This is a genomic window from Flavilitoribacter nigricans DSM 23189 = NBRC 102662, from assembly GCF_002646595.1.
GTDB classification, from domain to species: domain Bacteria; phylum Bacteroidota; class Bacteroidia; order Chitinophagales; family Saprospiraceae; genus Flavilitoribacter; species Flavilitoribacter nigricans.
This window is the reverse complement of record NZ_PDUD01000025.1, coordinates 234,088-259,839: the sequence shown is the minus strand read 5'-3', so window position 1 is coordinate 259,839 and position 25,752 is coordinate 234,088. Positions and strand designations below refer to the sequence as shown.

22 protein-coding genes are annotated in these 25,752 nt (G+C 53.3%); 15 read left to right on the top strand and 7 right to left on the bottom strand.

Annotation, left to right across the window (positions count from 1 at the left end):
• Nucleotides 1–72 precede the first annotated feature (72 nt).
• A complete protein-coding gene (locus CRP01_RS21550) occupies nucleotides 73–1,374 on the top strand; it encodes a bifunctional folylpolyglutamate synthase/dihydrofolate synthase (RefSeq protein ID WP_222845788.1) in 1,302 nt (433 codons plus the stop codon).
• 136 nt (nucleotides 1,375–1,510) lie between these two features.
• Entirely contained in the window at nucleotides 1,511–2,839 is a 1,329-nt protein-coding gene (locus tag CRP01_RS21545; protein WP_099152172.1) for an enolase C-terminal domain-like protein, read from the top strand.
• Nucleotides 2,840–2,916: 77 nt separating this feature from the next.
• Here the strand turns inward: CRP01_RS21545 and CRP01_RS21540 are convergent, their stop codons facing one another.
• The 3 genes from CRP01_RS21540 to CRP01_RS21525 all read right to left on the bottom strand — a co-directional run bounded on the left by CRP01_RS21540 (nucleotide 2,917) and on the right by CRP01_RS21525 (nucleotide 4,841).
• Nucleotides 2,917–3,333, bottom strand: coding sequence for a DoxX family protein (locus tag CRP01_RS21540; RefSeq protein ID WP_099152171.1), 417 nt, complete (start codon nucleotides 3,331–3,333; stop codon nucleotides 2,917–2,919).
• 29 nt (nucleotides 3,334–3,362) lie between these two features.
• The gene (locus CRP01_RS21535) at nucleotides 3,363–3,734 is read right to left on the bottom strand and encodes a VOC family protein (protein ID WP_099152170.1); all 372 of its coding nucleotides are present in this window, start codon (nucleotides 3,732–3,734) and stop codon (nucleotides 3,363–3,365) included.
• Between the two features lie 627 nt (nucleotides 3,735–4,361).
• Nucleotides 4,362–4,841 carry a nucleoside deaminase gene (locus CRP01_RS21525; RefSeq protein WP_099152168.1) on the bottom strand — a complete coding sequence of 160 codons (480 nt, stop codon included), beginning with the start codon at nucleotides 4,839–4,841 and terminating at the stop codon, nucleotides 4,362–4,364.
• 172 nt (nucleotides 4,842–5,013) lie between these two features.
• On the opposite strand from CRP01_RS21525, the gene CRP01_RS21520 reads away from it, so the two are divergent.
• Nucleotides 5,014–6,264 carry a DUF819 family protein gene (locus CRP01_RS21520; protein WP_099152167.1) on the top strand — a complete coding sequence of 417 codons (1,251 nt, stop codon included), beginning with the start codon at nucleotides 5,014–5,016 and terminating at the stop codon, nucleotides 6,262–6,264.
• A gap of 105 nt (nucleotides 6,265–6,369) precedes the next feature.
• Nucleotides 6,370–7,752 (top strand): DNA repair protein RadA, encoded by a 1,383-nt coding sequence (gene radA, locus CRP01_RS21515; RefSeq protein WP_099152166.1) that lies wholly within the window; start codon nucleotides 6,370–6,372, stop codon nucleotides 7,750–7,752.
• A 22-nt stretch (nucleotides 7,753–7,774) separates the two neighbouring features.
• Here the strand turns inward: radA and CRP01_RS21510 are convergent, their stop codons facing one another.
• Nucleotides 7,775–8,347 carry a hypothetical protein gene (locus tag CRP01_RS21510; RefSeq protein ID WP_099152165.1) on the bottom strand — a complete coding sequence of 191 codons (573 nt, stop codon included), beginning with the start codon at nucleotides 8,345–8,347 and terminating at the stop codon, nucleotides 7,775–7,777.
• A gap of 11 nt (nucleotides 8,348–8,358) precedes the next feature.
• Complete coding sequence (locus CRP01_RS21505; RefSeq protein WP_099152164.1) at nucleotides 8,359–9,231, bottom strand: SMP-30/gluconolactonase/LRE family protein; 873 nt, start codon at nucleotides 9,229–9,231, stop codon at nucleotides 8,359–8,361.
• Nucleotides 9,232–9,401: 170 nt separating this feature from the next.
• Here CRP01_RS21505 and CRP01_RS21500 point away from each other — a divergent pair, with 170 nt between their 5' ends.
• From CRP01_RS21500 to CRP01_RS21485, 3 genes are all read left to right on the top strand, one after another.
• The gene (locus CRP01_RS21500; protein WP_099152163.1) at nucleotides 9,402–10,922 is read left to right on the top strand and encodes a sulfatase family protein; all 1,521 of its coding nucleotides are present in this window, start codon (nucleotides 9,402–9,404) and stop codon (nucleotides 10,920–10,922) included.
• A gap of 42 nt (nucleotides 10,923–10,964) precedes the next feature.
• Entirely contained in the window at nucleotides 10,965–12,389 is a 1,425-nt protein-coding gene (locus tag CRP01_RS21495) for a sialate O-acetylesterase (RefSeq protein ID WP_099152162.1), read from the top strand.
• Nucleotides 12,390–12,681: 292 nt separating this feature from the next.
• On the top strand, nucleotides 12,682–13,263 hold the full coding sequence (locus CRP01_RS21485) for a helix-turn-helix domain-containing protein (protein WP_099152160.1): 582 nt from the start codon (nucleotides 12,682–12,684) through the stop codon (nucleotides 13,261–13,263).
• Nucleotides 13,264–13,333: 70 nt separating this feature from the next.
• Here the strand turns inward: CRP01_RS21485 and CRP01_RS21480 are convergent, their stop codons facing one another.
• Complete coding sequence (locus CRP01_RS21480; RefSeq protein ID WP_222845787.1) at nucleotides 13,334–14,626, bottom strand: DUF5690 family protein; 1,293 nt, start codon at nucleotides 14,624–14,626, stop codon at nucleotides 13,334–13,336.
• A gap of 201 nt (nucleotides 14,627–14,827) precedes the next feature.
• Here CRP01_RS21480 and CRP01_RS21475 point away from each other — a divergent pair, with 201 nt between their 5' ends.
• From CRP01_RS21475 to CRP01_RS21450, 6 genes are all read left to right on the top strand, one after another.
• Nucleotides 14,828–15,919 (top strand): zinc-binding dehydrogenase, encoded by a 1,092-nt coding sequence (locus CRP01_RS21475; protein WP_099152158.1) that lies wholly within the window; start codon nucleotides 14,828–14,830, stop codon nucleotides 15,917–15,919.
• Nucleotides 15,920–15,938: 19 nt separating this feature from the next.
• Nucleotides 15,939–16,655, top strand: a complete 717-nt coding sequence (locus tag CRP01_RS21470; RefSeq protein ID WP_099152157.1) for a phosphonatase-like hydrolase — start codon at nucleotides 15,939–15,941, stop codon at nucleotides 16,653–16,655.
• Nucleotides 16,656–16,683: 28 nt separating this feature from the next.
• Nucleotides 16,684–17,658 (top strand): alkaline phosphatase family protein, encoded by a 975-nt coding sequence (locus CRP01_RS21465; protein WP_099152156.1) that lies wholly within the window; start codon nucleotides 16,684–16,686, stop codon nucleotides 17,656–17,658.
• 28 nt (nucleotides 17,659–17,686) lie between these two features.
• Complete coding sequence (locus CRP01_RS21460; protein WP_099152155.1) at nucleotides 17,687–18,685, top strand: metallophosphoesterase family protein; 999 nt, start codon at nucleotides 17,687–17,689, stop codon at nucleotides 18,683–18,685.
• A gap of 242 nt (nucleotides 18,686–18,927) precedes the next feature.
• A complete protein-coding gene (locus tag CRP01_RS21455) occupies nucleotides 18,928–19,242 on the top strand; it encodes a PadR family transcriptional regulator (protein WP_099152217.1) in 315 nt (104 codons plus the stop codon).
• Nucleotides 19,239–21,902, top strand: a complete 2,664-nt coding sequence (locus CRP01_RS21450; RefSeq protein ID WP_099152154.1) for an FtsX-like permease family protein — start codon at nucleotides 19,239–19,241, stop codon at nucleotides 21,900–21,902. Before CRP01_RS21455 ends, CRP01_RS21450 begins: the two co-directional genes overlap by 4 nt.
• 21 nt (nucleotides 21,903–21,923) lie before the next feature.
• On the opposite strand, the gene CRP01_RS21445 is transcribed toward CRP01_RS21450, so the two are convergent.
• A complete protein-coding gene (locus CRP01_RS21445) occupies nucleotides 21,924–22,844 on the bottom strand; it encodes a glycoside hydrolase family 43 protein (protein ID WP_099152153.1) in 921 nt (306 codons plus the stop codon).
• Between the two features lie 167 nt (nucleotides 22,845–23,011).
• Between CRP01_RS21445 and CRP01_RS21440 the strand changes: the two genes are divergently transcribed.
• Together CRP01_RS21440 and CRP01_RS21435 are read left to right on the top strand one after the other, a co-directional pair.
• Nucleotides 23,012–23,830, top strand: a complete 819-nt coding sequence (locus CRP01_RS21440; protein WP_099152152.1) for an N-formylglutamate amidohydrolase — start codon at nucleotides 23,012–23,014, stop codon at nucleotides 23,828–23,830.
• A 24-nt stretch (nucleotides 23,831–23,854) separates the two neighbouring features.
• Complete coding sequence (locus CRP01_RS21435; RefSeq protein ID WP_099152151.1) at nucleotides 23,855–25,732, top strand: flavohemoglobin expression-modulating QEGLA motif protein; 1,878 nt, start codon at nucleotides 23,855–23,857, stop codon at nucleotides 25,730–25,732.
• Nucleotides 25,733–25,752 lie beyond the last annotated feature (20 nt).

The window sequence follows — 25,752 nt, the reverse complement described above, 5'->3', positions numbered from 1 at the left end:
GCTTTTTTTATTTCTCCCAACACTTGCAACTTACGTCTAAGCTGTGGACTTTTGGACCCACATTAGTCGCATATGAGTCTGAATACGGAATACAAAGCTACCTTACAATATCTCTACGAGCAGTTACCCATGTTCCAACGGATCGGGCCGGCTGCCTTTAAAAAGGACCTGGGTAATATCATCGCGCTGCTGGAAGCGCTGGGGAATCCGCAGGAACATTTCCGGGCCATCCATATCGGGGGTACCAACGGCAAAGGTTCCGTGGCCCACATGCTCAGCGCCGTTCTGCAAACCCAGGGCTACCGCACCGGACTCTATATCTCGCCTCACTACCGCGATTTTCGCGAGCGGATCAAGGTTAATGGGAAATACATTCGTAAAAAAGCCGTAGTGGCTTTCGTAGAAGAGCACCGGGAACTGATCGAACGGGTGCGCCCCTCCTTTTTTGAGATCACCGTAGCCATGGCTTTTGTGTATTTTCGGCAACAGAAAGTGGATGTCGCCATCGTTGAAGTAGGGCTGGGCGGCCGGCTGGACTCCACCAATGTACTGCTCCCCCTGCTCAGTGTGATCACCAATATCAGTCTGGATCACCAGCAGTTTCTGGGGGATACCCTGCCGGAGATCGCCGGAGAGAAAGCGGGGATCATCAAACCCCACACACCGGTGGTGATCGGAGAGACCCACCCGGAAACCCAGAACGTCTTCACCGAAAAAGCCCGGGCCCTTGCGGCTCCCATTAGTTTTGCCGACCAGATCTGGACAGCAGAGCTGACGGATTCGGATATCGCTCACTCCTATTATCAGATCCGCCGTGATAGCAATACTGTTTACGACCGGCTGGCCGTCAATCTCCAGGGTGATTACCAGAAATTCAACATCCAGACGGCCCTCCAGGCCATCAGCGTGCTGCGGGACACGGAAGCGCTACAGATCAGTCCGGAAGCAGTCGTTACCGGCCTGGCCGACCTCAAATCCCTAACCCGGTTCATCGGGCGCTGGCAGGTGATCGGCCAGCAGCCTACCGTCCTCGCCGACAGTGCCCACAATGAAGGTGGCCTGCGGATCGTACTGCGCCAGCTACAAACCCTCCCCTACCGCCGACTGCACATCGTCATGGGAACGGTCAATGATAAAGATCCGGGAAAAGTGCTGGAGTTATTTCCGAAAACTGCCACCTACTATTTCGCCAAAGCTAATGTGCCGCGCGGCATGGACGCGCTGGACCTGCAACGCCGAGCGGCCGATTACGGACTGGAAGGCCGGGCCTACAACTCCGTCCGCAACGCCCTGCGCGCCGCCAAACGCCATGCGCAGCCGGAAGACCTGATCTATGTGGGCGGCAGTATTTTTGTAGTAGCGGAAGTGGTCTGAGTTTGCGTTCCGTTTTTTTTAGAACAATGTTTCGGCTTTCAGTCCCTGGTGTCGGAAGCCTCTCCTATCCCATAAGATAGCAACCCGGTTGAGGTTTCGTCTTCCCGCATTTATCCATATCTTTCTGTAAAAATTTATGCAACGAAGAACCATTCTCCGCACTCTGGGACTCGGCGCCCTGAGTGCCCCTTTCACCGCTACGCCTACGCAGGCCCGCGAAGCACACCTCGACCGGCTCGCCGCACTGGATCCGGTTAAGATCACCAAAGTCAAAGCCATTGCCACCTGTCCGCACAATCTCGAACTGATCGTCGTCAAAGTGGAGACCGACCAACCGGGACTGTACGGTATCGGTTGTGCCACCTTCCGGCAACGCGCCCACGCGGTGGTATCGGCCGTAAACGATTACCTCGACGATTTTTGCCGCGGCCGCGATGTGCACAATATTGAAGACATCTGGCAAACGGCCTACGTCAGTTCCTACTGGCGCAACGGTCCGGTGCTCAATAATGCCCTGAGCGGTCTGGATCAGGCGCTGTGGGATATCAAGGGCAAAATTGCCGGTATGCCCGTTTACCAGCTGCTCGGGGGGAAATGCCGTTTTGCGGTGGACACCTACGCCCACGGCGGCGGTCGTACGCCCGAAGAAGCCGCCGAAAGCGTACTGTCCCTCATGGAAAAAGGCTTCCGCCACGTCCGGATCCAGTTGGGTGGTTACGGGGCTACGCATCTGACCGAAGAAGCTGATTTTAAACAGGCCGGTTTCGGAATGCCCAACGATAATGTGATGGATCCGATGGCCTACCTGCGGGGAGTAGTCAAAATGTTCGACAAGGTTCGGGATGTAGCCGGGGAGCAGGTAGAATTACTACACGACATTCACGAACGCCTGCAGCCCATGGATGCCATCCGGCTGATCAAGGAATTGGAAACTTATCGTCCGTTTTTCATCGAAGATCCGTTTTCTCCGGAAAATATGAGCTGGTTTAAGCTGCTGCGGCAACAGACGAGTGTTCCCATTGCGATGGGTGAGCTGTTCAACAATTCCAACGAATGGCTGAATCCGATGGCGGAGCGCCTGTTTGATTTCATTCGGATCCATATCAGTCAGATCGGAGGGATCACGCCGGCCATGAAGGTGGCGCGTCTGGGAGAATGGTTCAATATCCGGACCGCCTGGCACGGTCCCGGCGATGTATCCCCGGTCGGTCATGCGGCCAACGCCCACATTGATCTGGCGGTTTGGAATTTTGGCATCCAGGAGGCTGTGAATTTCTCGCCGCTGCTCCAGGAGATCTTCCCCGGTGCGCCGACGATGAAAGATGGCTATATGATCATTAACGAAGCCCCCGGCCTCGGGGTGGATGTCAACGAGGAACTGGCCCTGAAGTATCCTCTGCCGGATAAAAATGACTACAACTGGACCCAACTGCGGAAGCGGGACGGGACCACGATCCGCCCCTGACACTTATTCGGTTATCAGTAAGTCGGCGACCGGTATCTTCCTACCGGTCGCCGGCCCATTTCTTCGTAAGTATTCATTTAGAATTGCTCAATAAGATAGGAAAGTGCTCCCGTTGACCAGAGCGCCCACAAAACCAGTACCGGCTGGAACAGTAAGCGGATAAAACGTTTGCGGTCCGTATTCAGACCGAAAGCATTTCTTTTATTCCGGTATTGGGAGATGTTGCCCGGAAAGATGAGAATATAAAAGGTCGCCAGGGCCAGTCCGACCAGCACTTTCTGGGAACTGAAAAAAACCATCCCCAGCCCCAGCAGTATTTCAACGACGCCCGAGAGCACAACGACCAGGTCTTTACTCAGCGGCACCCAGTCGGGTACCTGCGCGTGGAAGGGCTTTCTCAGGAAGGTCAGATGCCCGATCCCGGCGTATAGCATAAACAATCCCAGGATGATTCGTGCTATATCCTGTACGGTAGAAGTGTCGATGGTACTCATGCAAACTTATTTTGAAGAAATGTATGCGCTTATTTGGTAATTCTTCCCAGCAATTCGATCCGGTTCCCGAAAGGGTCAAAGCAGGAGAAGCGTTCAAAATCAGGTATGGGCCGGTCTTCCCGGATCCTGATGTTCTGATCCACCAGGTAGCTTTTCACCTTTTCCAGTTCATCCACTTCAAAGGCCGGATGTCGTTTGGGCGAGACCGTGTCGTTTTCCACGCCGATGTGCAATTGGATGTCGGCAATTTCCAGCCAGAAACCTCCGCCTACTTTAAGGTAATCGGGTTTGGGGATCTCCTGCAGGCCTAAAATCTCGATATAAAAGTTCCGGGCTTCCGTTTCCGCTCCGGGCGGGATACAGATCTGGAAGTGGTCAATTCGTTTAAAGTTAATGCGCATGATCTGAACCGCTCTAATCCTTTATTTTGCTAAACTCCTTTGCATTGCATCTGTTACAAACCCTAAACATCTCGTTTTGCACGTTGGGATTCACTTTCCACGATCCCCAGCTATGCTTTGGAGACGAATATCTTTTGTCCTTTTCCTTGCCACATTTACTGCAGGTTTGAATAAAGGTGTAACACTCCCATTCATTTTTGGCCCTTTCTTTCGAATAATTGTGGTTGCTTCGTTCTTCCTTATCTACACACCTCGTACAGGTCCGGAATTCCCAGCATTGATAATCGGGATCATCCTGCCACCTCGTATAAGACTGGTGCTTCAGTCGTTTTTTTTCACCACATCTTTCGCAGTGGATTACCTGGTCGCACTGGTCCGGGTAAACATATTTCCATTCGCCTTTGTGGAACCCTAAAGCGCACTGACCTTTACCAAACAGATCTTCCGCACCCTTAATCAGATCATCGAATAAGCCCATTTCCCGTAGCTTTAATTTTTGTGAGGTTTTGCTTTATGATATAAAGCTAGTGTTTATATCCAGCCTTTCCTAACCACAAGAGTATATGAGCTTTAAATATCGGGGAAAAAGTCAAAATGAGGGCCAGGCGCGAGCAGAGCGACCTGATCTCAGTACTCCAGACGATCTTCCTTCGCGATCCATTCCCGAAAAAGCTGCGCCCCCTCTTCCCGCAGGATCTGTCGGGTGGGCAGCGACCGCTGTTCGGGCGGCAGGTCCAGTTCTTCGTAAATAAACTGATCGTCAAAACCGGCCCGGGCCGCATCTTCGTCGGATGCCGCGTAAACGACCCGGTCCAGCCGGGCCCAGTAGATCGCTCCCAGGCACATCGGGCAGGGTTCGCAGGAGGAGTAGAGTTCACAGCCCTTGAGTTCAAAATTATCCAGTACGCGGCAGGCTTCCCGGATGGCCATCACTTCGGCGTGGGCGGTGGGATCCTTGATCGAGGTTACCCGGTTGGAACTCCGGGCGATGACCACTCCGTCTTTTACGATCACGGCACCGAACGGACCGCCCAGATTCTCGACCATGCCCCGGCGACCGGTTTCAATTGCCATTCGGATAAAATGTTGATCTTGCTCTTTATTCATATATTCGCCTTATATAATAATTGTCAATTGTCAGTAAACCACGGTCAGTGCTTATCCGTAGCGCAGTTTTCCGAGGTACGGTCGCAACCGTATCCTACAGATAATATTCCGCTACGGAGCGTACAACTGCTGACCCTCCGTTAACGACAACGCTCACTAATAACCGATCCATATGGAACCAATTTTTACGAATGATGCCATTGTGCTGGGGCTTTTACTGATCGTCCTGGCCTTTGTATTTTATACCGCCAGCAGCGAAACGCCTTTCTGGAAAAAGTTCTACACTTACGTTCCGCCCATACTGCTGTGTTACTTCCTACCCGCCCTGCTGGCCTGGCCGCTGGGACTGATCTCCGGCGAAGAATCGCAATTGTATTTTGTCGCTTCCCGGTATCTGTTGCCGGCCAGTTTGATCCTCCTTTGTATCAGTATCGATTTCAAGGGGGTACTCAATCTCGGCCCCAAGGCCCTGATCATGTTCTTTGCCGCCACTCTCGGTATTGTACTGGGCGGCCCCGTGGCCCTGCTGATCACAACCAGCCTTTTTCCGGATCTGTTCGATATCAGCGCCAACGAGCTCTGGCGCGGCCTTTCGACGATTGCCGGGAGCTGGATCGGCGGCGGAGCCAACCAGACGGCCATGAAGGAAATATTTGAAGTGGACGATAATCTCTTTGCCTCCATGATCGTCGTGGATGTGGTGGTCGCAAATATATGGATGGGTTTCCTATTGTATGGTGCCAATATTTCCAAAAGAGTAGATAAATGGCTCAAAGCGGACAACTCGGCCGTAGAAGCCCTGCGCGAAAAAGTGGAGGCCTACCAGGCGGAAGTAGCCCGCATACCGACCACTACCGATCTTTTTGTGATGCTCGCCATCGCTTTCGGTGGAGTTGCCGTATCCCACTGGGGCTCGGATCTGATCGCTCCCTTTATGAGCGATCGCTACGAAACCCTGCAGGCCTGGGGACTGGATTCTCTCGCCAGTGGCTTTTTCTGGCTGATCGTTATTGCCACTACTATCGGTCTGGCCCTGTCCTTCACCAAAGCCCGTAATATGGAGGGTGTCGGCGCTTCCAAATGGGGCAGTGTATTCATCTACATCCTGGTCGCTACCATCGGTATGAAAATGAACCTCGCCGAGGTTTTCGATAATCTGGAACTCTTCGCCATCGGTTTAGTTTGGATGTTGATCCACGTGAGCATTCTGCTACTGGTAGCCAAATTGATCCGCGCTCCGTTCTTTTTCGTGGCGGTGGGCAGTCAGGCGAATGTGGGGGGTGCTGCTTCGGCGCCGGTCGTTGCTTCGGCTTTTAGTCCGGCCCTGGCGCCGGTGGGGGCACTGATGGCAGTCCTGGGCTATGCGCTGGGGACTTACGGGGCGTTGATCTGTGCGTTTTTGATGCGGGGGGTGGTGAGCTAAAGTAGTAGTAGTAGTAGATCTACAAAATTTTTAAAATTTTGCAGATCTGAGAGGATGCGGATCTACGGGACTCCACCAGTTAAAACTTTTAGTTTATATTTGTGCATGGCTAAAATTAAAAGTGTTTTTATTTGCAATAACTGTGGAACCACCTCACCCAAATGGGTAGGTAAGTGCCACGCCTGCGGAGAATGGAATACCTACGTGGAAGAGGTCGTCAGCAAGGAAGTGACGCAGGAGGAAAAGCGCCGACCATGGCAGGGTGCCAACGTCAGCCAGACGGGGCCGAAACCGGTCGCGTTGCCGGAGATCAAAGCCGGCAGTATCCAGCGTCTCGTTACCCCGGACGGCGAATTCAACCGTGTGCTGGGGGGCGGCATCGTTCCCGGTTCACTGATCCTGATTGGTGGGCAGCCGGGGATCGGGAAGTCTACGCTGCTGTTGCAACTGGCCCTGTACACCGACGCCCGTATCCTGTATGTATCCGGTGAGGAAAGCGAAGACCAGATCAAGATGCGTGCCGACCGGATCGGCGGGGACCCCTCCAACTGTTTTATCCTCACGGAAACCAATACGACCAAGATCCTCAACCACGCGCAGCAACTTGGGCCCCAACTCATCATTACCGATTCCATCCAGACCTTATCTTCTCCCCATATCGAGTCCATGCCGGGCAGTGTGAGCCAGGTGCGGGAGTGCGCCGGCGAACTCCAACGCTTTGCCAAGGAAATGAACATTCCGGTGATCATCATCGGTCACATTACCAAAGAGGGTTCGATTGCCGGGCCCAAATTGTTGGAGCACATTGTCGATGCCGTCCTGCAGTTTGAAGGGGATCAGCATTACACCTACCGGATCCTGCGGACCCTGAAAAACCGTTTCGGGTCGACCGACGAGATGGGTATTTACGAAATGCAGGCCACCGGACTGCGGGAAGTCTCCAACCCCTCGGAACTATTACTTTCGCAGAAAGATGATGATCTGAGCGGAAGTGCGATCGCCGCGACTATGGAAGGCATGCGATCCATGCTGATCGAAGTGCAGGCCCTGGTCAGCCGGGCCGTTTACGGTACACCGCAACGTTCGGCAACGGGTTTTGACCTACGCCGGCTCAGTATGTTGCTGGCGGTATTGGAGAAGCGCGGCGGTTTTCCCTACGGGCAGCACGACGTTTTCCTCAACATTGCCGGAGGGATCAAAGTGGACGACCCCGCCATCGACCTGGCCATTGTCAGCGCCCTCATCTCCTCCCTCGAAGATATCGCCATTCCGACCAATATCTGTTTTGCCGGAGAGGTCGGGCTCTCGGGAGAGATCCGGGCCGTCAACCGGGTGGAACAACGCATCCAGGAAGCCGACCGACTGGGTTTTAAAAAGATCTACATTTCTAAATACAATACCAAGGGACTGGACTTGGATCGCTATAAGATCCGCGTACAGACGATAGGGAAACTGGAGGAACTCTATCGGGACCTTTTTGAAGAATAGGCTTTACCGATCAGCCAATAAATCACTTAACGTTCTGCTCCGCCACAATTTTTGCTCTGGGAAACGGGATTCCCCAACCATCATTCCCACTAAATTTCGAGAAAGCTACAATTTCCAATCCTGGTCGATCATAATCCTTCTCGGCGTCCAGAATTTCGATAAGCTGAGTGGTAGATTGATAGGTTAGTTCACTGTAAATTTCGGTACCGGCAAAAAGGTTTTGGTTAGCGATCTGGGCCAGTTTATCCAGCAATTCAGGGATCGGTTCTTCCAAACTTTGCAGGAAGGCGGCTCTCGCGGCAAAATCAGTAGCAGTGTCAATCGTACTCAGGTCGATTGCCCGCAACGACACCCGCCCTTCTTTAAAAGCTATATAATCCGGAATCATTACTTTGGGATTGTGCTCCACCAGCAGATCTTCCCACCACCCGAGTGTTTCCGATTCTGTGACTTTCCAAAGCTTATTGATCAAAGTCGTCAGAGCTGGATCGGAGTTCCCTCTGCTGGCTGCCAACTCTTCCAGACACCACAAACCGTAGGCAAATCTGCCTCGAATGGAAATTTTTTTCAATGTCGATTGCTCTTCTCTGGTCATATTTTAAAGGGTTACCCAAAAAACGGACTTCCCACTCCTTTCACGCCCGGTTTCACGCTAAACAGCGATCCCGCATCCGGGAACTGTGTCTGTTGCTCCGGCGACATATCAATGCTGGCGGTGGTGATGTAGAGCGTATCCAGTTCCGGACCGCCAAAGGCACAGGAAGGGACCTTTAGCGCCGGCACCTCTATCTTTTCCAGCAGTTTTCCGCTCCGGGGGTCGAAGCGGGCTACCGCACTGCCCTTCCACAAAGCCACCCAGATCATATCTTCCGCATCGATGGTCATGCCATCCGGGAAACCTTCGGATTCATCAATTTCCACAGCCACCCGCTCGTTGCTGATGCTGCCGGAAGCGAGATCAAAATCATAAGCCCGCACCTGCCCGGTGGGCGTATCAATATAGTACATCGTCCGGTGATCGGAAGTCCAGACGATGCCGTTCGAGATAGTTACGTTCCGGATCTGGGGGCTCACCGCTCCGTCCGGATCTACCCGGTAGAGGGTTCCTGCTCCTTCTTCCTCTTCCAAACTCATGGTACCGATCCAGAGTCGGCCGGCGGGATCGCATTTGCCGTCGTTCAGTCGGTTGCCCGGCCGGTCCGCTTCAATGGCAGCAAACCGGCTGATCTCTCCGGTACGGGTATCGATCGCATAGACGCCATCTTCCAGACCGATCAGCGCCCGGTCTTTTCCCGCAGGTACCACCGTTCCTATCCGCGTGGGCAGATCCAGGGTGCGATTTTTCCGGGTGGCCGGATCGTAGATATGGAGTTTTTTGCCTTCAATATCGATCCAGTACAATTCTTGGGTCTCTGCGTTCCAGATTGAACCTTCTCCAAGAATGGCGTCGGTTTTTAATTCAAGTTGTGCTTTTTTCATGCTTTTGGATTAGCGATTTAGGCGTTTCTCTTGCTTTTCAGGCTGGACCGGAAAATCGATCAGCGTGCGCTACTGCTGAACAAAAAGTACAAGCCATTTGTCAATTCCGGTATTTCTTTTTGACGTTCAGTTGGTTATATTTAGCGTTCCAAAAGTATAAACTTTAAGGAATGCTTCTTAATAACAAGGCTTTTTCTTCCCGTGCATTACTCCTCTTTTTGGCAGTTTCATCGGCTCTTTTCTCTGCCTGTTCTTCGTCGGATACAGCGTCCGATAGCGCTCCGGCATCTCCCAATGTGTTGCTCATTTTTACGGATCAGCAACACATCGACATGATGAGCGCCACGGGAAATCCCTACCTGCATACGCCCAATATGGATCGCCTGGCCCGCCGGGGCGTCATGTTTAGGAATGCGTATTGCACTTCTCCGGTCTGCGGTCCGGCCCGGTCCAGCATCGTTACCGGGCGCATGCCGCACGAAACCGGGGTAGAATGGAACGGCGATTCCATCCGCGCGGAGATCCAGAATGTCGGCGAGCTGTTCCGGCAGGCCGGTTACCGGACCACCTGGGGCGGCAAATGGCACCTGCCGGAGAGCTATCCGCAACGGACCAAAGCCCGGCATAAATTCATCCGCGGTTTCGATCTGCTGCCTTTCAAAAATCCCGACGACGAGCCCTGGATGCTGGGCGCCGAGACGGATCCGCCCCTAACCCGCGCGGTGGTCGATTACCTGGGAGAGCAGGATGCGGATCAACCCTTTTTCCTGGCGGTGAGCTACCACAATCCCCACGACATCTGTTTTTATGCCCGTAAGGACGGCTGGGTCAGTAAAGAAGATTCTCTGCTGGAGATCCGTCACTACGGATTTGAATATCGTCTGCCCGATGTAGTCGGCACGCATCCCGAGGCTTTTGCCGAATTGCCTCCCCTCCCCCCGAACCATGCCATCGAGGAAGGCGAACCGGAATTCATTACCACCAAACGCCATCAGCACGACGAATACGGCCTGGAGACCAAACTGGCCAATCAGGAATTTGGTCCGCTGGAATGGAGAGGTTATCTCAATGCCTATCTGCGCCTCACCGAAATGGTGGACGCTGAGATCGGTCAGGTGCTGGACGCACTGGAAGCGAACGGGCTGGATGACAACACCATTATCGTCTTTACTTCCGACCACGGGGACGGAGCGGCGGCGCACAAATGGAGCGCCAAGCTGAGCCTGTACCGGGAGGCATCCATGGTACCCATGCTGGTTTCGCTGCCCGGGACCATCCCGGCGCAAAAAGTGGACGAACGGCATCTGGTATCCCAGATAGACATTGCCCCTACCCTCTGCGATTACGCCGGCATCCCGGTGGAGGTTCCCTTTACGGGTAAAAGCCTCCGGCCCATTCTGGAACGCTCCGAAGCAGACTGGCGGGATTACATCATTGTGGAACTGGCGGATTACAAACCCGATCCCGACCGCAAGGGCAGAATGGTGCGTACCGACCGGTTCAAGTACACCACCTTTACCACCGGCGCTCGCAACGAACAGTTTTTTGACCTGGAAAAAGACCCCGGTGAAACCCAAAGCCTGATCGGAGATCCGGCTTACGAAAAAGAGATCGAACAACACCGGGAGATGCTCCGGCAGTGGATGGAACAGACCGACGACCACTATCCACTGGCCGCAACGGCGGAATGACGCAGCTTTATTTAGACAAACGAATATAAAACCAACTATATCATGACAAGCAAGCTCCGACAATTAAAGACCGGCCTGGCACTCAGTATCTTCTGTGTATGCCTCTGTTTCCAGCTAGCGGCCGAAACGCAGCTCGCCGGGATCTTTGCCAACCACATGGTCCTGCAACGCAATACCGAAATAAATATCTGGGGTACCGATCTGCCCGGACAATCGATCCGGATCATGGCCACCTGGGGCGCCGGCGCCACGGCCGAGACCGATCCGCAGGGCAACTGGCGCCTCCAACTGTCCACCCCGGAAGCTGGTGGACCTTACACCATCGAGATCCAGGGAAGTAGCAACCTTGAACTGTCCGATGTACTGATCGGGGAAGTCTGGCTCTGTTCCGGTCAGTCCAATATGGAGATGCCGGTGAAAGGCTACCGTAATCAGCCGGTGCTGGGTAGCAACGAAGCGCGGCTGCAATCCATCGCGGATGAGATCCGTCTGTTCCATTTCCCGCACAACGCCCAACTGGAACCAAAGGACAGCATCAAAGGCCGCTGGTTGGTTTCCAGCCCGGCCAAGGTGGGCGACTTCAGCGCAACCGCCTACTTTTTTGCCAAAAAGCTCCAGGAGGCACTCGGCGTACCCATCGGTCTGGTACACAGTTCCTGGGGTGGTTCGTCGGCGGAAGCCTGGACCGACCGGGAAACCCTGCTTACCTACGATCCGGAGATCAAGATCCCTACGGAGATGCCCGATCGGGTGGTGTTTCAGGCGCCGTCGGTATTGTACAACGGCATGATCCACCCGCTGATCGGCTACACCATTCGCGGTGCCATCTGGTACCAGGGCGAAGCCAATATCGGTCGCTACCGGACTTACGCCCAACTCATCACCGATATGGTCACTTCCTGGCGGGAAAAATGGGGGCAGGGAGATTTCCCCTTTTACTTTGTACAGATCGCGCCCTATGGTTATCAGGACGGGCACCCCACAGCCCTGCAACGGGAGGCCCAGGCCGCAACGGTAGACTCGCTTCCAAATTCCGGTATGGCGGTTACCATGGATATCGGCGATTGCCGGAACATCCATCCGGCGGATAAACAGACGGTCGGCAATCGCCTGGCCTACATCGCACTGGCCAAGACTTACGGCATAAACGGCATTGCCTACAGCGGCCCGGTTTACCGGTCCATGGAGGTAACGGAGGATAAGAAGATCAAAGTATATTTTGACCAAACCGAGAATGGGCTTTCGAGCTTCGGCCGGGAACTGAGTGGCTTCCGGATCGCCGGTAGCGACCGGGTATTCAAAGAGGCCCAGGTACGCATCAACCGGGATGACAGCATTACGGTCTGGTCCGATGAAGTACCCAATCCGGTAGCCGTACGCTACGCTTTTGAAAGCTGTTCGGAAGGTACTTTATTCAATAATGCGCAACTGCCGGCATCGAGTTTTCGGATGGATAGTTGGGAATGATTTTCCGGAGAGCAATGAGCTACCCAAAAGTCCCAGAGTCCATCACTGGCTTATAATGCACAAGCGCTGGTTTTGTGCATTTAACATAGCGCTGGTTTTCCTGTGAAGAAAAAAACGGATACCGTTTTTCTGCAATCACGGGAAAACCAGCTCTACGATGCTATTTCACCGCCTATTTTTGGGTTAAAATCTCCCATTTTTTCCGGACAGGCCGTAAGCTGTCAGGACTTGGCCCTCATCATTTTTCTCATTGAGAAAACTTTGATACATTTACCGGCTTAGTCAAAGAACCATGAGTAATTCCGAATATTTGACGATCCAGATCGGATTAAAAATTAGGAACATCCGCAAAAATAACGGCCTGAAACTCGGCGAACTGGCGGACCGTTCGGGCATCAGTATTGCCATGCTGTCGAAGATCGAGAACGGACGGGTGTTTCCCACGTTGCCGACCCTGATCCAGATCCTGAATACGCTGCAGGCCGATCTCAACAGCTTTTTTAGTGACCTGTCTACCGATGAGACTTTTTCCGGGTATATCTTCCGGAAAAGAGCGGACTATCAGCCCGTAAGCAAAGAGGAAGAATCCGTGGGGTTTCACTACGAATTTGCGCTCAGCCACACCGTGGAAAAATCGTCGGTAGAAGTATCCCTACTCAAGCTGACTCCCAACGCCCAGCGCAATAAAGTCTCCACCGCCGGCTTCGAATACATCTACATCCTCCAGGGACAAGTCCGGTATGAATTGGGCCAGGAAGTTTTTGAGATGGAAACGGGAGACTCTTTGTTCTTTGACGGCAATCTGCCCCACGTCCCCCAAAATGCGGGTAAGACCGAAGCGATGCTCCTGGTGGTTTATTTTATCACGCTTTAGTGCCTAACCCTCAGATATACCTGACGCGAAGTGATTTGGGAAAATCCCAAACCAATTTTACGTCAGTACATTACAGGGATTGGGGCATCGTCACTACCTCCGTTTCCGGTACCCGCTTGCGGGAGATCAGGTAGAGTGCGAGTACGGCTATTCCCAGAATTCCAAAGGCCGCGTAGATATTCAGATCGATGAAAAAATGCACCCAAGTGGTTTCAAAACCACCCAGCTCCTTGATCAGCATCACCGCTACACTTCCACTGTATCCCAGGGCATCTGCCAGATAGAACAAAAAACCGACATTCCCCCGGAAGCGCAGCAGCGCGATCAGCCTTTCGAAGATCAGACAGTGAAAAAGGATATACGGCAGGTATACGCCAATGCCCGTACCGATCATCCAGATGACGGGAGAGATCAGCTGGTTGCTGAACAAAACGGTAACCAGCAGGATCAGGACCGAACAGAGCATGATCAGGTACATGCCACTGTTGAAGGCACGCCGGTTGCTCTGGATGAGCACGCCCGCCGCCGCAATGATGAGGACGATTACCGCAACGGGTATTTCGGTTAGCGTGATCAGTTCGGGCTGTTGGGCGTATCCCAGTTCCGCCCAGAACTCGACGATGAAGTTATCCCTGAAATCCCGAATGACGGTAAGCAAAATATACACCAGCACCAGACCGGCAAACCCCAGACCGTGCTGACGCAAAAATGCCGCCCGCTGGCGGCCGTCCATGGGCACGCGTTCACTGCGGTGATCCACATCCTGTGCGCCCGGAGGTTTGGCCCGATTGAGCATCCAGACGGCCAGAATAAAAATGGGGAAGAACAGCAGCCCCGTCAGAAAGGGCATCATGAATTCCCCTATCCCGTAATCCTGCAGCAGCCATACCCCGATGGTTTTGACGAAACCGGTAGAAAAGACAAAGGTCGCACTCAGGGCTGCAGCCAGCAACTCGGTATTTCTCCGACCTTCCAGGTATGAGAAAACAATGCCGAACACCATGCCCAGCGGCAGGCCGTTGAGAAAGAGAGCGATCGGTTTGAGATTCGGCGGCAGCACGGCAAAAGCCAGCAACATCAGCAGCCCGAAGCCAACCATCCCGATCAGGTACCAGCTGCGTCGGCGGTTATCCAACTCCGAGATCACCTTGATCCCAATGAATTTGGAAAGCATGTAACCGATCACCTGGCTGATCACCAGGATGGTCTTGAAGTGCATCCCCTCGAATTCCACACCGGTATATTGTCCGGCCAGAAAGGACTTTCGCACGGCGTACATTCCCGTATAGCAAAGGAAAGCCGCCAGCATCAGCCAGACAGTTGATCTTTTCGAAAAAGCAGGGCGTTCAATGGTTGCTTCCACAGGATGAGTTTTGAATCAGCAGGTTTACAAAAGTAAATTCCGCACGCTTCGAAAGGCAATTTTTCAGGTTAAATCAATATTAAATTATTTTCTTAACAAGAAATAATTTTTCCTTTAAAGAAAACCTATCTTTGGGATCACTTTTGGGGAATTCCTTATTTTTAAGGGGTGAAAAATGCCCGCTATTAATTTACCGCTTTCATGGAACATCGAGAAGCACTAGCCATGGTGTTTGACGAAGTCAGACAACCCTTTGCCCAACAACGGGTCGGGTTACCGGAATTACAGCCCGGAGAAGTAACGGTCCGGATCGATTACACCACCATTTGTACCAGTGACCTGCACACCTTCTACGGCCGCCGGGGTGCCCATACGCCCAGCATTCTGGGCCATGAGATCATTGGCACGATTGTAGCGATCGGGCCGGGTGGCGTTTCCGATTACCAGGGAGCGACCCTCCGGATCGGTGATGCAGTTACCTGGTCGGTCTACGCCCACGATCACGCAGGCTGTATGGCGCAAAAAGGCATTCCCCAAAAATCGCCGGATCTTTTTAAATACGGCCACGAAACACTGGATAAGGACGGCTCGCTCAGCGGTGGTTTCGCTACTCACTGCCACCTCCGGGCCGGTACGGATATCTTTAAACTTCCCGCCGGTCTGAACCGGAAAGAGGCGGCTCCGCTGAACTGTACGCACGCCACCATTGCCGGAGCCCTGCGCCTGGCCGGGGATCTGAACCGCAAGAACGTACTCATTATCGGAGCCGGTATGCTTGGGCTATCCGCCTGCGCCATGTCGAAAGAAGCCGGTGCGGAACGGGTATTGGTACTGGATATCAATCCGGATCGTGCGGAGCGCGCGCTCCGGTTCGGAGCAGATATGCCCCTGGATGCCGCTCTGGACGCTGCTGCTTTAAAAGAAAAAATTGCCGAAATTGGCGGTATTGACGTAGTGATCGAGACGAGCGGTGTGCCCGCGGCTATGGAAAAGGGGATGGAACTACTGAATATCGGCGGCATCAACGTGTGGGTCGGGGCGGTGTACGCCCAACGCGACTTGGCCATCAATGCCGAAAAGGTCGTCCGCAATATTCTGACCATCAAAGGGCTGCACAACTATATTCCGGCGGACCTGGCCGAGGCCATTCGTTTTCTGGCCGCCCACCACCGGAAGTATCCTTTTGAAGGACTGGTAGGAACGGATTTCCCCCTGTCCGAGCTCGATGGGGCCTTTGCTGTCGCCAATGAGTCCGGGCACTACCGGGTTGGTATTTTTCCAGAACATCAATAATTAGCAATCCAATATAACTATGCAAAAAGAGAAGATCAGTCTGGTTGTTTTTGATATGGCCGGCACCACCGTAAACGAGGATAATGTAGTTTACAAAACGCTGCGGGACGCGGTCAACAGCCTCGGCCACGATTTTTCACTGGATACCGTTTTACTCGTCGGCGGAGGCAAAGAGAAATTCCAGGCGGTAAAGGACATCCTCTCCCCGGTCTACGATGATCCCGGGCAACTGGAAGCGGACGCAAAAGTGGCCTTCCAGTATTTTCTGGATCACCTGAAAGTAGCCTACGAAAAACTGAATGTAGTAGCCTACGCGGGTGCGCAGGAACTGTTCGGCTACCTACAGAAGCGAGGCGTTAAGGTGGTGCTGAATACCGGTTACAACCGCGCTACGGCAACTTCCCTGGTGCAAAAACTGAACTGGGAAGAAGGCCGGGATTTTGATCTGCTGGTTACGGCGAGTGATGTTTCCAACAGTCGGCCCGCACCGGATATGATCGTATTGGCCATGGAAAGGCTGGGAATTGATGAGGCCGAAAAGGTCGCCAAGGTGGGTGATTCCATCATTGATATCGAAGAAGGCAAAGCCGCCGGCTGCGGACTCAATATCGGCATTACGACCGGAGCCCAGACCAAAGATCAACTCGCCACCGCAAATCCGGATCTCATCATCGACAGCCTGCTGGAGATGAAAGACCAAGTAAAATTTAAAGATTCGGAATTGCAGCAGATCTAGCCGGGTGCTTCACGAAAAACCAACTTTTATGTACTTGGAAATTGTCAATCAACGGAATACGTTCCGGTTACTTAGTCTGCTCTTCGGGTTGGCCCTGATAACGGTACCGGCCTGCCGCTCCACCCGGACCGAAGGTGCGAACGCCGCGCCCATTACTCCTGCCAAAAGGGTGATCATCCTCGGCCTGGATGGGCTAAGCGTTCCGGGTTACCAAACGGCCGATCATCCCCATCTTGATCGCCTTCTGGCCGACGGCAGTATTTCTTTTACCACCCGCACAGTGATGCCCTCGGTGACCCTGCCCAACTGGACCAGTCACCTGACCGGCAGCGGCCCCGAACAACACGGGGTAGATGGCAATAACTGGACGCTCGCGGAGCACGCTCTGCCTCCCATAGAACAAGATGCGCAGGGATACGCTCCTTCTATTTTCAAATTGCTAAAGGAGCAACTACCCGCAGCCAAAACGGCCTATTATTACAATTGGGGGAACCTGATCCATCCGATCAACCAAAAATATCTGGATGAAGTAAGTTTTGAAGAGGACGACGGCTACGAGCAGAATTACGAAAAAGCCTTTCATTTTGCGGTGGCCAACCGGGATCAACCAACTTTGATCTTCCTGTACAGCGTTCATGTCGACCACGCCGGGCACCAACACGAATGGATGTCTCCCCAGTACATCGAGGCCATCGAAGCCGCCGACCTGGCCATCGGCCGACTGATCGATCAGCTGAAAGCCGAAGACCTTTACCGGGACACTCACTTTTTCCTGATCACGGATCACGGCGGTCAGGGTAAAGGACACGGCGGTATGTCACCGGTGGAGATGAACGTTCCCTGGGCCGTCAGCGGCCCGGGCATCCAAAAAGCACAGGGTTTTACCGAACCGAATAATAATACCAATACGGCCGTGGTGATCGCCCGCCTTTTCGGGTTGCAGCAATTGCCCAAATCCTGGGTGGGAAAAATACCCGAATCAGTTTTTCAGGCAAACCGCTGATTTATACCACCATACCAACACAACTCTTATGAAAACCAATCATCCCCTTTCCCGCCGTACATTCATCCGGACCGCTACCGCCGGAGCTTTCGCTTTTATCCTGCCGGGCTCGGTTCGGGCGGCCGTACGCAGTTTAGCGCAACCCGTCAAACTGGGATTGATCGCCGACCTGCACCAGGATATCATGCACGACGGGCTGGAACGTATGCAAGCCTTCGTCCGGGAAATGGAGATCCAGCGTCCCGACGCCCTGATCCAGTTGGGAGATTTTGCCTATCCGAATGAAAAGAACCAGGCGGTAATCGATCTCTTTAACGGTGCGCATGCCGAAACGCTCCACGTGATCGGTAATCACGATACCGATGCCGGCCACACCAAAGAGCAATGCCTGGAGGTCTGGAATATGCCCGGCCGGTACTACACCCGAACCATTGCCGGCATCAAGCTGATCGTTCTGGACGGTAATGATACCGGATCGCCCACCCATCGGGGCGGCTACGTTTCTTACATTGGGGAAGAACAGCGGAATTGGTTAGCCGACGAGCTGGACAATGCGACCCAGCCGGTCATCATCATCTCCCACCAGCCGCTGGCCGGAACCATTGCAGTGGATAATGCCGCGGAACTTCAGGACCTGCTGGGAAAATATGCCAGTAAGATCCTGCTGGCCATCAACGGCCATTCCCACGTAGATGATCTGCTGCGTATTCAGGGAATCACCTATCTGCATCTCAATTCGGCTTCTTACCAGTGGGTGGGTGGAGATTTTCAACACCAAAGCTATTCCGAAGCCATCCACCGGGATCACCCCTGGATATCGCACACCTGCCCGTACCGGGATAGCCTGTTTGCTACCCTGATAATCGAACCGGATCTGCAGCTCATCCGCATTGAAGGGCGGAGCAGTGAATGGGTCGGTCCTTCCCCGGCCGCTCTGGGTACCAATTCCTATCCGGGCCTGCACGTGGGCGAGGAGGTGGCTCCGCGGATCCGGGACAGGCGGATTGAACTGGTAGGTAAATCCTGATGCCCGGATTGATCCGTTGTCATTTCCAGGACGATCCATATCTGGCATTTGCATTCCGCTTACAGCATAAGGGACATGGAAAAACCTTTGTAAGGCGGTATGAGTCAGAAATTAAATCCGGTAAAATGTACACTCCCTATTGACATTTCGCTAAACATCCCCTAGGTTTGCAATAAGTTCTACAAGTATTGATAAAATCAGTGCTTATTTTTTTGCTCATTTATTCTACAAGTATTGAACAAATGCAGGGATTAGGATACCTGGAAGAGACGGTTTTATTACTGATCATGATGATGGATGAGGAAGCCTACGGTTTTTCCGTCAGTCAGGCTTACGAAGAACATATGGGGAAAAGCATTTCCATCAGCGCTATTCACGCGGTGATGTCCCGACTGGAAAAAAAGGGACTGATCGAAAGTTTTATGGGAGGTGCCACCGCCGAGCGCGGCGGGCGGCGCAAACGCATCTTCCAGGCTACTGCCGCCGGAAAAGCGGTCATTGCCGAGATTAAAGCTTCGCGGCAGAAGTTGTGGAACTTAATTCCTGACCTGCGATGAAGCCCCACCCCACTCCACCCAAATGGGCCGATCGTTTCCTGATCTGGTTTTGTTCCGAAGAATTGCTGGAGGAGATCCAGGGTGATCTCCACGAAGCATTTCTCTACCGATACCACAAACACGGACGCACCACCGCCAACCGACTGTTCATTGCGGATGTCTTTCGTTTTTTCAAACCCTACGCCTTTGAGAAATATTCCAGGGCGAAACAATTCTTACCGATGTACAACAACTACTTCAAGATCGCCATCCGCAACATTTTACACCGCAAAAGTTTTACCGGCATCAATTTACTGGGGCTGACCATCGGTGTGTCTGCCGTCATGCTAATCGGTTTGTACCTGCACCATGAGCTGACTTACGACCGGGACACGCCCGCAGCCGATCGGATCTACCGCCTGATGAATAACTACCGGGCCCAGACCTATTCCTCCATGTATTTTGCCGATTACAATGACTCCGCTCCGGAGGTCCAGCTGCGCTTACTGGATTACCTGCGCGGGCAGGATGCCGTAGAGGCGGCTGCTCATTTTGTACCGTCCCAATCGGCCATCGGTGGTGGAGGTCAGTTCTACGTAGCGTTTGACAATCGCCGGTTTGTAGCCGAAAATGCGCTGTTTACCAACAGTGGCGCATCTTTTCAGGAGATCTTCCCGCAGGAATTTATAATGGGTACGCCGGAAGAAGCTTTCTACGGGTTCAACAAGATCATACTTACTGAATCGCTGGCGGAAAGGTGGTTTGGGGGAAACTGGTCCGATCAGGCTCTGATCGGTAAAGCGCTGACGATCGAAGATGAGGTCTTCGCCCTGGCCGGAGTGGTTGCCGATGTGCCGGGTAATCGCCACTACGATTTTGATTTTATCATCCACCAGAAATCCATTCCCAGTTGGGGCGCCTACACCTACCTGAAGCTAAATCCGGGAGTCGATCCCGCACGGATGATCGGGCAGTTGAATGCGGATGTTGACAAAATCTATCCGGGCTATACCGAGGATGAACTTTCCAAAGGCATTACGGCGGTGGCTCTACCGGACATTCACTTTACCGAAGGCACGCTGTACGAATTGAAACCTGTAGCCCGGCCCGCTTACCTGACCACCTTTGCGCTGGTTGCGCTGGTGATCCTGCTGATCATCTGGACGAATTACACCAATCTTTCCGTGGCCATGTACGCCGATCGGCAAAAAGAAATGGGTATGCGAAAAGTGCTGGGCGCCCGGCCCCGGGACATCTCGTTCCAGCTTTTGACGGAAGCCGTATTGTTGGCGCTGTTGTGCCTGCCGTTTTGCTGGATGATCATTTACACGCTGCTTCCGCATTTCAATGAATTGATGGCGCTGGAGCTGAGTACCGGTCTATCGTATCAACCGCTTACCCTTTTGGCCATGCTGGGCCTGTTGCTAATCACCGGGCTCTTCAGCGGGCTTTATCCCGCCCTGGCCTACGGACGCCGGCCTTCGCTGCGCCTGTTCGGCAAACCGGCCGGTAAACCCGTCGCCGGTCGATTTTTCAATTTCCGCAATGTGCTGCTCACCGGCCAGTTTATGATGGTGGTAGGATTGCTGAGTATTACCTGGTACATCTACCAGCAGATGGAATACGTGCGTACCAAAGATCTGGGCTATCAGCGAGAGGGGATTATTTACTTCAATATCGATGGCGCTGAAAAATATACGAAACTGAAAACCGCCCTAGAACGCCTGCCGGAAATCCGTTCGGTCGGGGCCAATGGCGTACCCGGTTCGGAGATGTACAATCAACTGACCTATAAAATGCAGGATACGGAGGTCACTCTGTCCGACGGTACGGACCAATACATGGATTACGGATCTCTGAAAACGCTGGGTATCCGCTGCGAAGCCTGCCAGGCCCTGGAAGCAGGAAAGGAACGGGTTTTCGTGATCAACCGTACGGCAGCGGAAAAGCTGGCCCGGATCAAAGGCGTTAGTCCGGAGGAACTCGTCGGTGAAACCCTGATCACCGAACCCGAATGGGAAAATGAAGAGTTTGGTTTCGGGGTACCGCACGTTATCGACGGGATCATTGATGATTTTAAATATTTCAGTCTGAAATATCCGAACCAGTCCCACCTGCTAACGGTCTCAGCTGAGCCCGGCTGGGCCTACGAAATGCTGGTGCGGGCCGAAACCGATCAATGGTCCGCCACCATCAGCAAAATTGCTGCCGCCTACGAAACGGTAGAAAGCGTGCGCCCCTTTGATTTTAATTTCCTGGAAGATCGCCTGGAGCAACTTTACACCGACGAACGGCGATCCGGCATTCTGATGGGCAGTCTGAGTCTGGTAGCGATTATTCTGGCGCTTATGGGTCTGGCGGGCATCGTTTCCTATATCGCCTACGGCCGGCAAAAAGAGATCGGTATCCGGAAAGTACTCGGAGCTTCGGCCGGTAGCATCCTCTGGACATTCAACCGGGAATTTACCCTGCTCATGGCCGTGGCTACCGTGATCGCGCTTCCCTTATCGATGCTCCTGGCCGCCAAATGGCTGGAAGGATTTGCCTTTCGCATCGTGCCGCAATTCTGGGTAGTCCTCCTGTCCGGTACGGGCGCTTTAATTCTGGTCATGCTGTTGGTGAGCATTCAGGCCCGGAAAGCCGCTCTGAAACAACCGGTAGAGGTATTGCGGTCGGAATGACCATTCACAGACTGATAGGCATCAGAGTTTTTCCAGCACGCTTTTTTTGACCTTAAAGACCGTGCCGTGCCGGGTGCCCTCCGGGAACTGTACCTCCCCCGAGATGTCCGTCCAGTTTTCCAGATCGGAAGAACGAACGGCACCCATTTGGTGATTGGTGTAGCGGTCGAAATAGACGACCCAGCCCTGATCCGTCTCGATAGCGGTGGGACCTTCTACCCAGTTATCCGTGATCGGTTCGGAAGCCGAGGTGTAGGGCCCCAGCAGCGACTCACTGGTAGCGATGCGGATGTTTTTCTCTGCTTCCGGGTGTTTGATCTCATTTTTCAGGAACATGATGTACTTCCCGCCTACTTCCTGGATGGTCGCATCGATCACATTGAAGCCATCGTCGTAAAGTAATTCCGTAGGACTGAAAGTCTCAAAGTCTTTGGTTGTGGTGTAATACATCCGGTGGTTGTATCCGTTGTCTCCGGTGGTATCCGTTTCCGGGAAGCGCCCCGGGATGGTAGTCGCCCAGTAGATCAGATACCGGTCTTCCTGGTCGTCGTAAAATAGTTCGGGTGCCCAGCAATTGCGTGCACCGGATTCGTGGGCCATAACGGGAAGGTAGCGCTGCTCCGACCAATTGATCAGATCCTCGGAATTCGCGTAACCGATCCCCTGCTCATTCCAGCTCACCGTCCATACCATGTGAAATTTACCGTCGCCTCCCCGAATAATGCAGGGATCGCGCATCAGCTTGTCTTCTCCGGCCGTGGGGGTCAGGTAGGATTTGTTGTCGTTCAGCGCCGTCCAGTGCAAGCCGTCTTCGCTGCTGGCCAGGTGCAGCCCATCTTCTCCGTTACCCTGAAAAAATGAGAACAGATAGACTTCCGGCTCCGGCTCCGAACAGGCGAAAGTGAGTAGAATGAGGAGTACATAAAATCCGGATCTGGCCATGAAGGTGATTTTTATACTAGCAAAATGATCCCTTTCGGGGGGCTAATTCTTGTGTCCAAATATAGCTAAAGATCATTGAAAACCGCGCCGGTGGCCCACAACGGCCCCGAACACGAGCTCACTCAGGCCGGTTTCATTAAGTGACGAGCCCAAAAACCAAATAAAAAATGGACACCCTACATACCGCCTATACCATAGAGAGGGGAAATAGTCCCCTCATCACTACCGCGATCCACGCGGGACACGAAATACGTCGGGGCCTGAGTCACTATTTTCAGCTCAGCGAATCCGATCGCCTGCGCGAGGAAGATCCCGGCACCGAGATCTGGGCCGATATTGGCGAAACCCGGATTATCGGCCGTCAGTCCCGCTTTGTGGTGGACCTGAACCGGCCGCCCGAAAAAGCGATCTATCTGACTCCCGAAGATGCCTGGGGGCTGGAAGTCTGGCAGGAAAAGCTGCCGGAACGAGAGATCGAGATCAGCCGCCAGACCTATAATGACTTCTACGCCGATGTGCGTCGCCTGCTGGACGAGACCGCTGAAAAATTCGGCCGCTTTGTCGTCTACGATATTCACAGTTACAATCACCGACGGGAAGGCCCGGAAAGCGAACCAGCCGATCCGGAGGCCAATCCGGAAGTCAACATCGGAACCGGGAGTATGGATCGCAAACGCTGGGCCCCGCTGGTGGATGGATTCATCAAAAGCCTGCAGGCGTATCCCTTCCGGGGACGCCAACTGGACGTTCGCGAGAACGTAAAATTCCAGGGAGGCGCCTTCAGCCAGTGGATCCACCGCAATTATCCCGATACCGGCTGTGTGCTGGCCATTGAATTCAAAAAGATCTACATGGACGAATGGACCGGCGTGCCCGACCGGGAAACGATTGCCAAGCTGAGGGATGCCCTGGCCTCCACGGTACCGGTCACCCTGAAGAATCTGAAGATCCTTAATCAGAAGGTCTATTCCGGCATTTTTGACTGATATAAAAGCCGCCCCAAAAGAGATATGACGAAGCAAGAGATATACGAGACCATTGATCTGACAAAAATCCTGGATGATATCGAGCAGGGTAAGGCCCTCAGTATGAGCCTGCCCAACGACGGTTACCTGTTTATGGACCGGCCCCTTCCCTTCCTTTGTGTATACCGGCTCCCTTCCGAGGGACTGGATCACATCCGCCACAAGCTGGACGGCACGGAAGCGAGCTACTTGGTAGTACCCGGTGAATTCCGGGAAGTCCACCGCGACCTGTTGCAGCGGATCGCCGAAAAGCTTTCCGATAAATTCGGGGCCTTCCTGATCCTGGAAATGTGGACGTCACCACCCGATGCCGGGGCACCACTGTATCCCGCCATTGAGATCATGGGACCGGCAGATCAGATGCCGGGCACGGTCAAAGGGTTTAAAGAAGCCCTGGAAGAGATCAACTTCAGCATCGGCCGGCTGCAGGTAACCGCCACGGATAGTCCCTACCGGCACCCGCCCGGCATGCGGCCCTTATTGGACAAAGAGGACATGAAAACCCACGGTATTCTTCTGCTGGGTATGGAGATCAAGGCCTTTTTTGTTAATCCCGAAACCAACGAACCGTATCCTATATACCTGAGATCTTTCCGGCGCCAGATGAGTCAGGCGCTGAAAAAGGCATTTTTCAATTTTATCCGGCTGCAGACCACTTATGAGGTCATTCATTTTCACCGGCTGGGTACAACTTCCATTGATGAGAAAGTGTGGGAGATCGATCGGGAGATCATTTCGATCGCCAACCGTTTTCGTTTTCTCTGGTTGGTCACGCCCACCAATTCCCAGGAAGCCTGGGAAGATTTTCAGCAGAACAAATGTCTGGTGGACCCGGTATTTCACTACCGGATGATGCCGGTTAATCCCGAAAGGATCAAAAGAGACCTTTATAATATCTGCGTCGAAGATGTGAGCGACCCTACCCTCGCCTATTTCTTCCGGGATAAACGCGAAGAACTCGTTAAGATGCTCAATATGCTGTCGGACCGGAATACCCCGGATTTCCTCCACAGCAGTATGCAGGTCTACGGCGGGGTTAGCGAAGAACTCCTGGACATCGCCCAGGGTATGCTGACCGCCATCCCCGTGGATCGACCGCAGGAAGATACCGAATACGTCGACGCTGCAGCGTTTTTACAGCGCTCGCAGGAAGAACTCGCATACCTCCAGGAGCAATATCCCGAACTGGAGGGAGAAGCTAAGATCAGTAAGGATGTGTCGGGAATTATGGTCTCCCAGGGGACCCTCTACATATCCGATAACTACCGTATTCGCCGAAAACGAATGGAAGCGCTCATCCAGCACGAGATTGGCACCCATGTGCTGACCTATTGGAACGGGCGGGCCCAGCCCCTGCACCAGCTCTATTCGGGCGTACCCGGATACGAAAGCCTGCAGGAAGGTCTGGCGGTATTATCCGAATTCCTGGTCGGCGGACTGACCAATGCCCGGCTCCGCATCCTCGCCGCCCGCGTGGTGAGTGTGCGCATGATGACGGACGGCGCCTCTTTCTGCGAGACCTACAGTTTACTGATCAATAAATACCAGTTTTCTCAAAAACAGGCTTTCAATATCTCTACACGAGTATATCGGGGAGGCGGGCTGACCAAAGATGCGGTCTACCTCCGCGGCTTGATTGAAGTACTGAAATACCTGCGAGAAGGAAACGACCTGGAGCTTCTGCTCATCGGCAAGATCAGGCCGGACTACCTGCCGCTGATCCAGGAACTCATCACCAGGGATATTTTGCGTTCCGCCCCCCTGCGGCCCCGCTATCTGAAGGAGCCGAATGAAGGGGTGCAAAATCGATTGAAACAACTGCGCAAAGGAGCCAATGTATTCAGCCTGATCAACCATTTATAACCTGACACACTAACCAAAAA

Bases quoted from the DNA above. Each gene is read 5' to 3' on its own strand.
- CRP01_RS21470 (WP_099152157.1), top strand. From the start codon at position 15,939: ATGCAAAAAGAGAAGATCAGTCTGGTTGTTTTTGATATGGCCGGCACC.
- CRP01_RS21485 (WP_099152160.1), top strand. From the start codon at position 12,682: ATGAGTAATTCCGAATATTTGACGATCCAGATCGGATTAAAAATTAGG.
- CRP01_RS21545 (WP_099152172.1), top strand. From the start codon at position 1,511: ATGCAACGAAGAACCATTCTCCGCACTCTGGGACTCGGCGCCCTGAGT.
- CRP01_RS21460 (WP_099152155.1), top strand. From the start codon at position 17,687: ATGAAAACCAATCATCCCCTTTCCCGCCGTACATTCATCCGGACCGCT.
- CRP01_RS21440 (WP_099152152.1), top strand. From the start codon at position 23,012: ATGGACACCCTACATACCGCCTATACCATAGAGAGGGGAAATAGTCCC.
- radA (WP_099152166.1), top strand. From the start codon at position 6,370: ATGGCTAAAATTAAAAGTGTTTTTATTTGCAATAACTGTGGAACCACC.
- CRP01_RS21510 (WP_099152165.1), bottom strand. From the start codon at position 8,347: ATGACCAGAGAAGAGCAATCGACATTGAAAAAAATTTCCATTCGAGGC.
- CRP01_RS21445 (WP_099152153.1), bottom strand. From the start codon at position 22,844: ATGGCCAGATCCGGATTTTATGTACTCCTCATTCTACTCACTTTCGCC.
- CRP01_RS21500 (WP_099152163.1), top strand. From the start codon at position 9,402: ATGCTTCTTAATAACAAGGCTTTTTCTTCCCGTGCATTACTCCTCTTT.
- CRP01_RS21455 (WP_099152217.1), top strand. From the start codon at position 18,928: ATGCAGGGATTAGGATACCTGGAAGAGACGGTTTTATTACTGATCATG.
- CRP01_RS21535 (WP_099152170.1), bottom strand. From the start codon at position 3,734: ATGCGCATTAACTTTAAACGAATTGACCACTTCCAGATCTGTATCCCG.
- CRP01_RS21550 (WP_222845788.1), top strand. From the start codon at position 73: ATGAGTCTGAATACGGAATACAAAGCTACCTTACAATATCTCTACGAG.
- CRP01_RS21475 (WP_099152158.1), top strand. From the start codon at position 14,828: ATGGAACATCGAGAAGCACTAGCCATGGTGTTTGACGAAGTCAGACAA.
- CRP01_RS21435 (WP_099152151.1), top strand. From the start codon at position 23,855: ATGACGAAGCAAGAGATATACGAGACCATTGATCTGACAAAAATCCTG.
- CRP01_RS21520 (WP_099152167.1), top strand. From the start codon at position 5,014: ATGGAACCAATTTTTACGAATGATGCCATTGTGCTGGGGCTTTTACTG.
- CRP01_RS21525 (WP_099152168.1), bottom strand. From the start codon at position 4,841: ATGAATAAAGAGCAAGATCAACATTTTATCCGAATGGCAATTGAAACC.
- CRP01_RS21505 (WP_099152164.1), bottom strand. From the start codon at position 9,231: ATGAAAAAAGCACAACTTGAATTAAAAACCGACGCCATTCTTGGAGAA.
- CRP01_RS21450 (WP_099152154.1), top strand. From the start codon at position 19,239: ATGAAGCCCCACCCCACTCCACCCAAATGGGCCGATCGTTTCCTGATC.
- CRP01_RS21465 (WP_099152156.1), top strand. From the start codon at position 16,684: ATGTACTTGGAAATTGTCAATCAACGGAATACGTTCCGGTTACTTAGT.
- CRP01_RS21540 (WP_099152171.1), bottom strand. From the start codon at position 3,333: ATGAGTACCATCGACACTTCTACCGTACAGGATATAGCACGAATCATC.
- CRP01_RS21495 (WP_099152162.1), top strand. From the start codon at position 10,965: ATGACAAGCAAGCTCCGACAATTAAAGACCGGCCTGGCACTCAGTATC.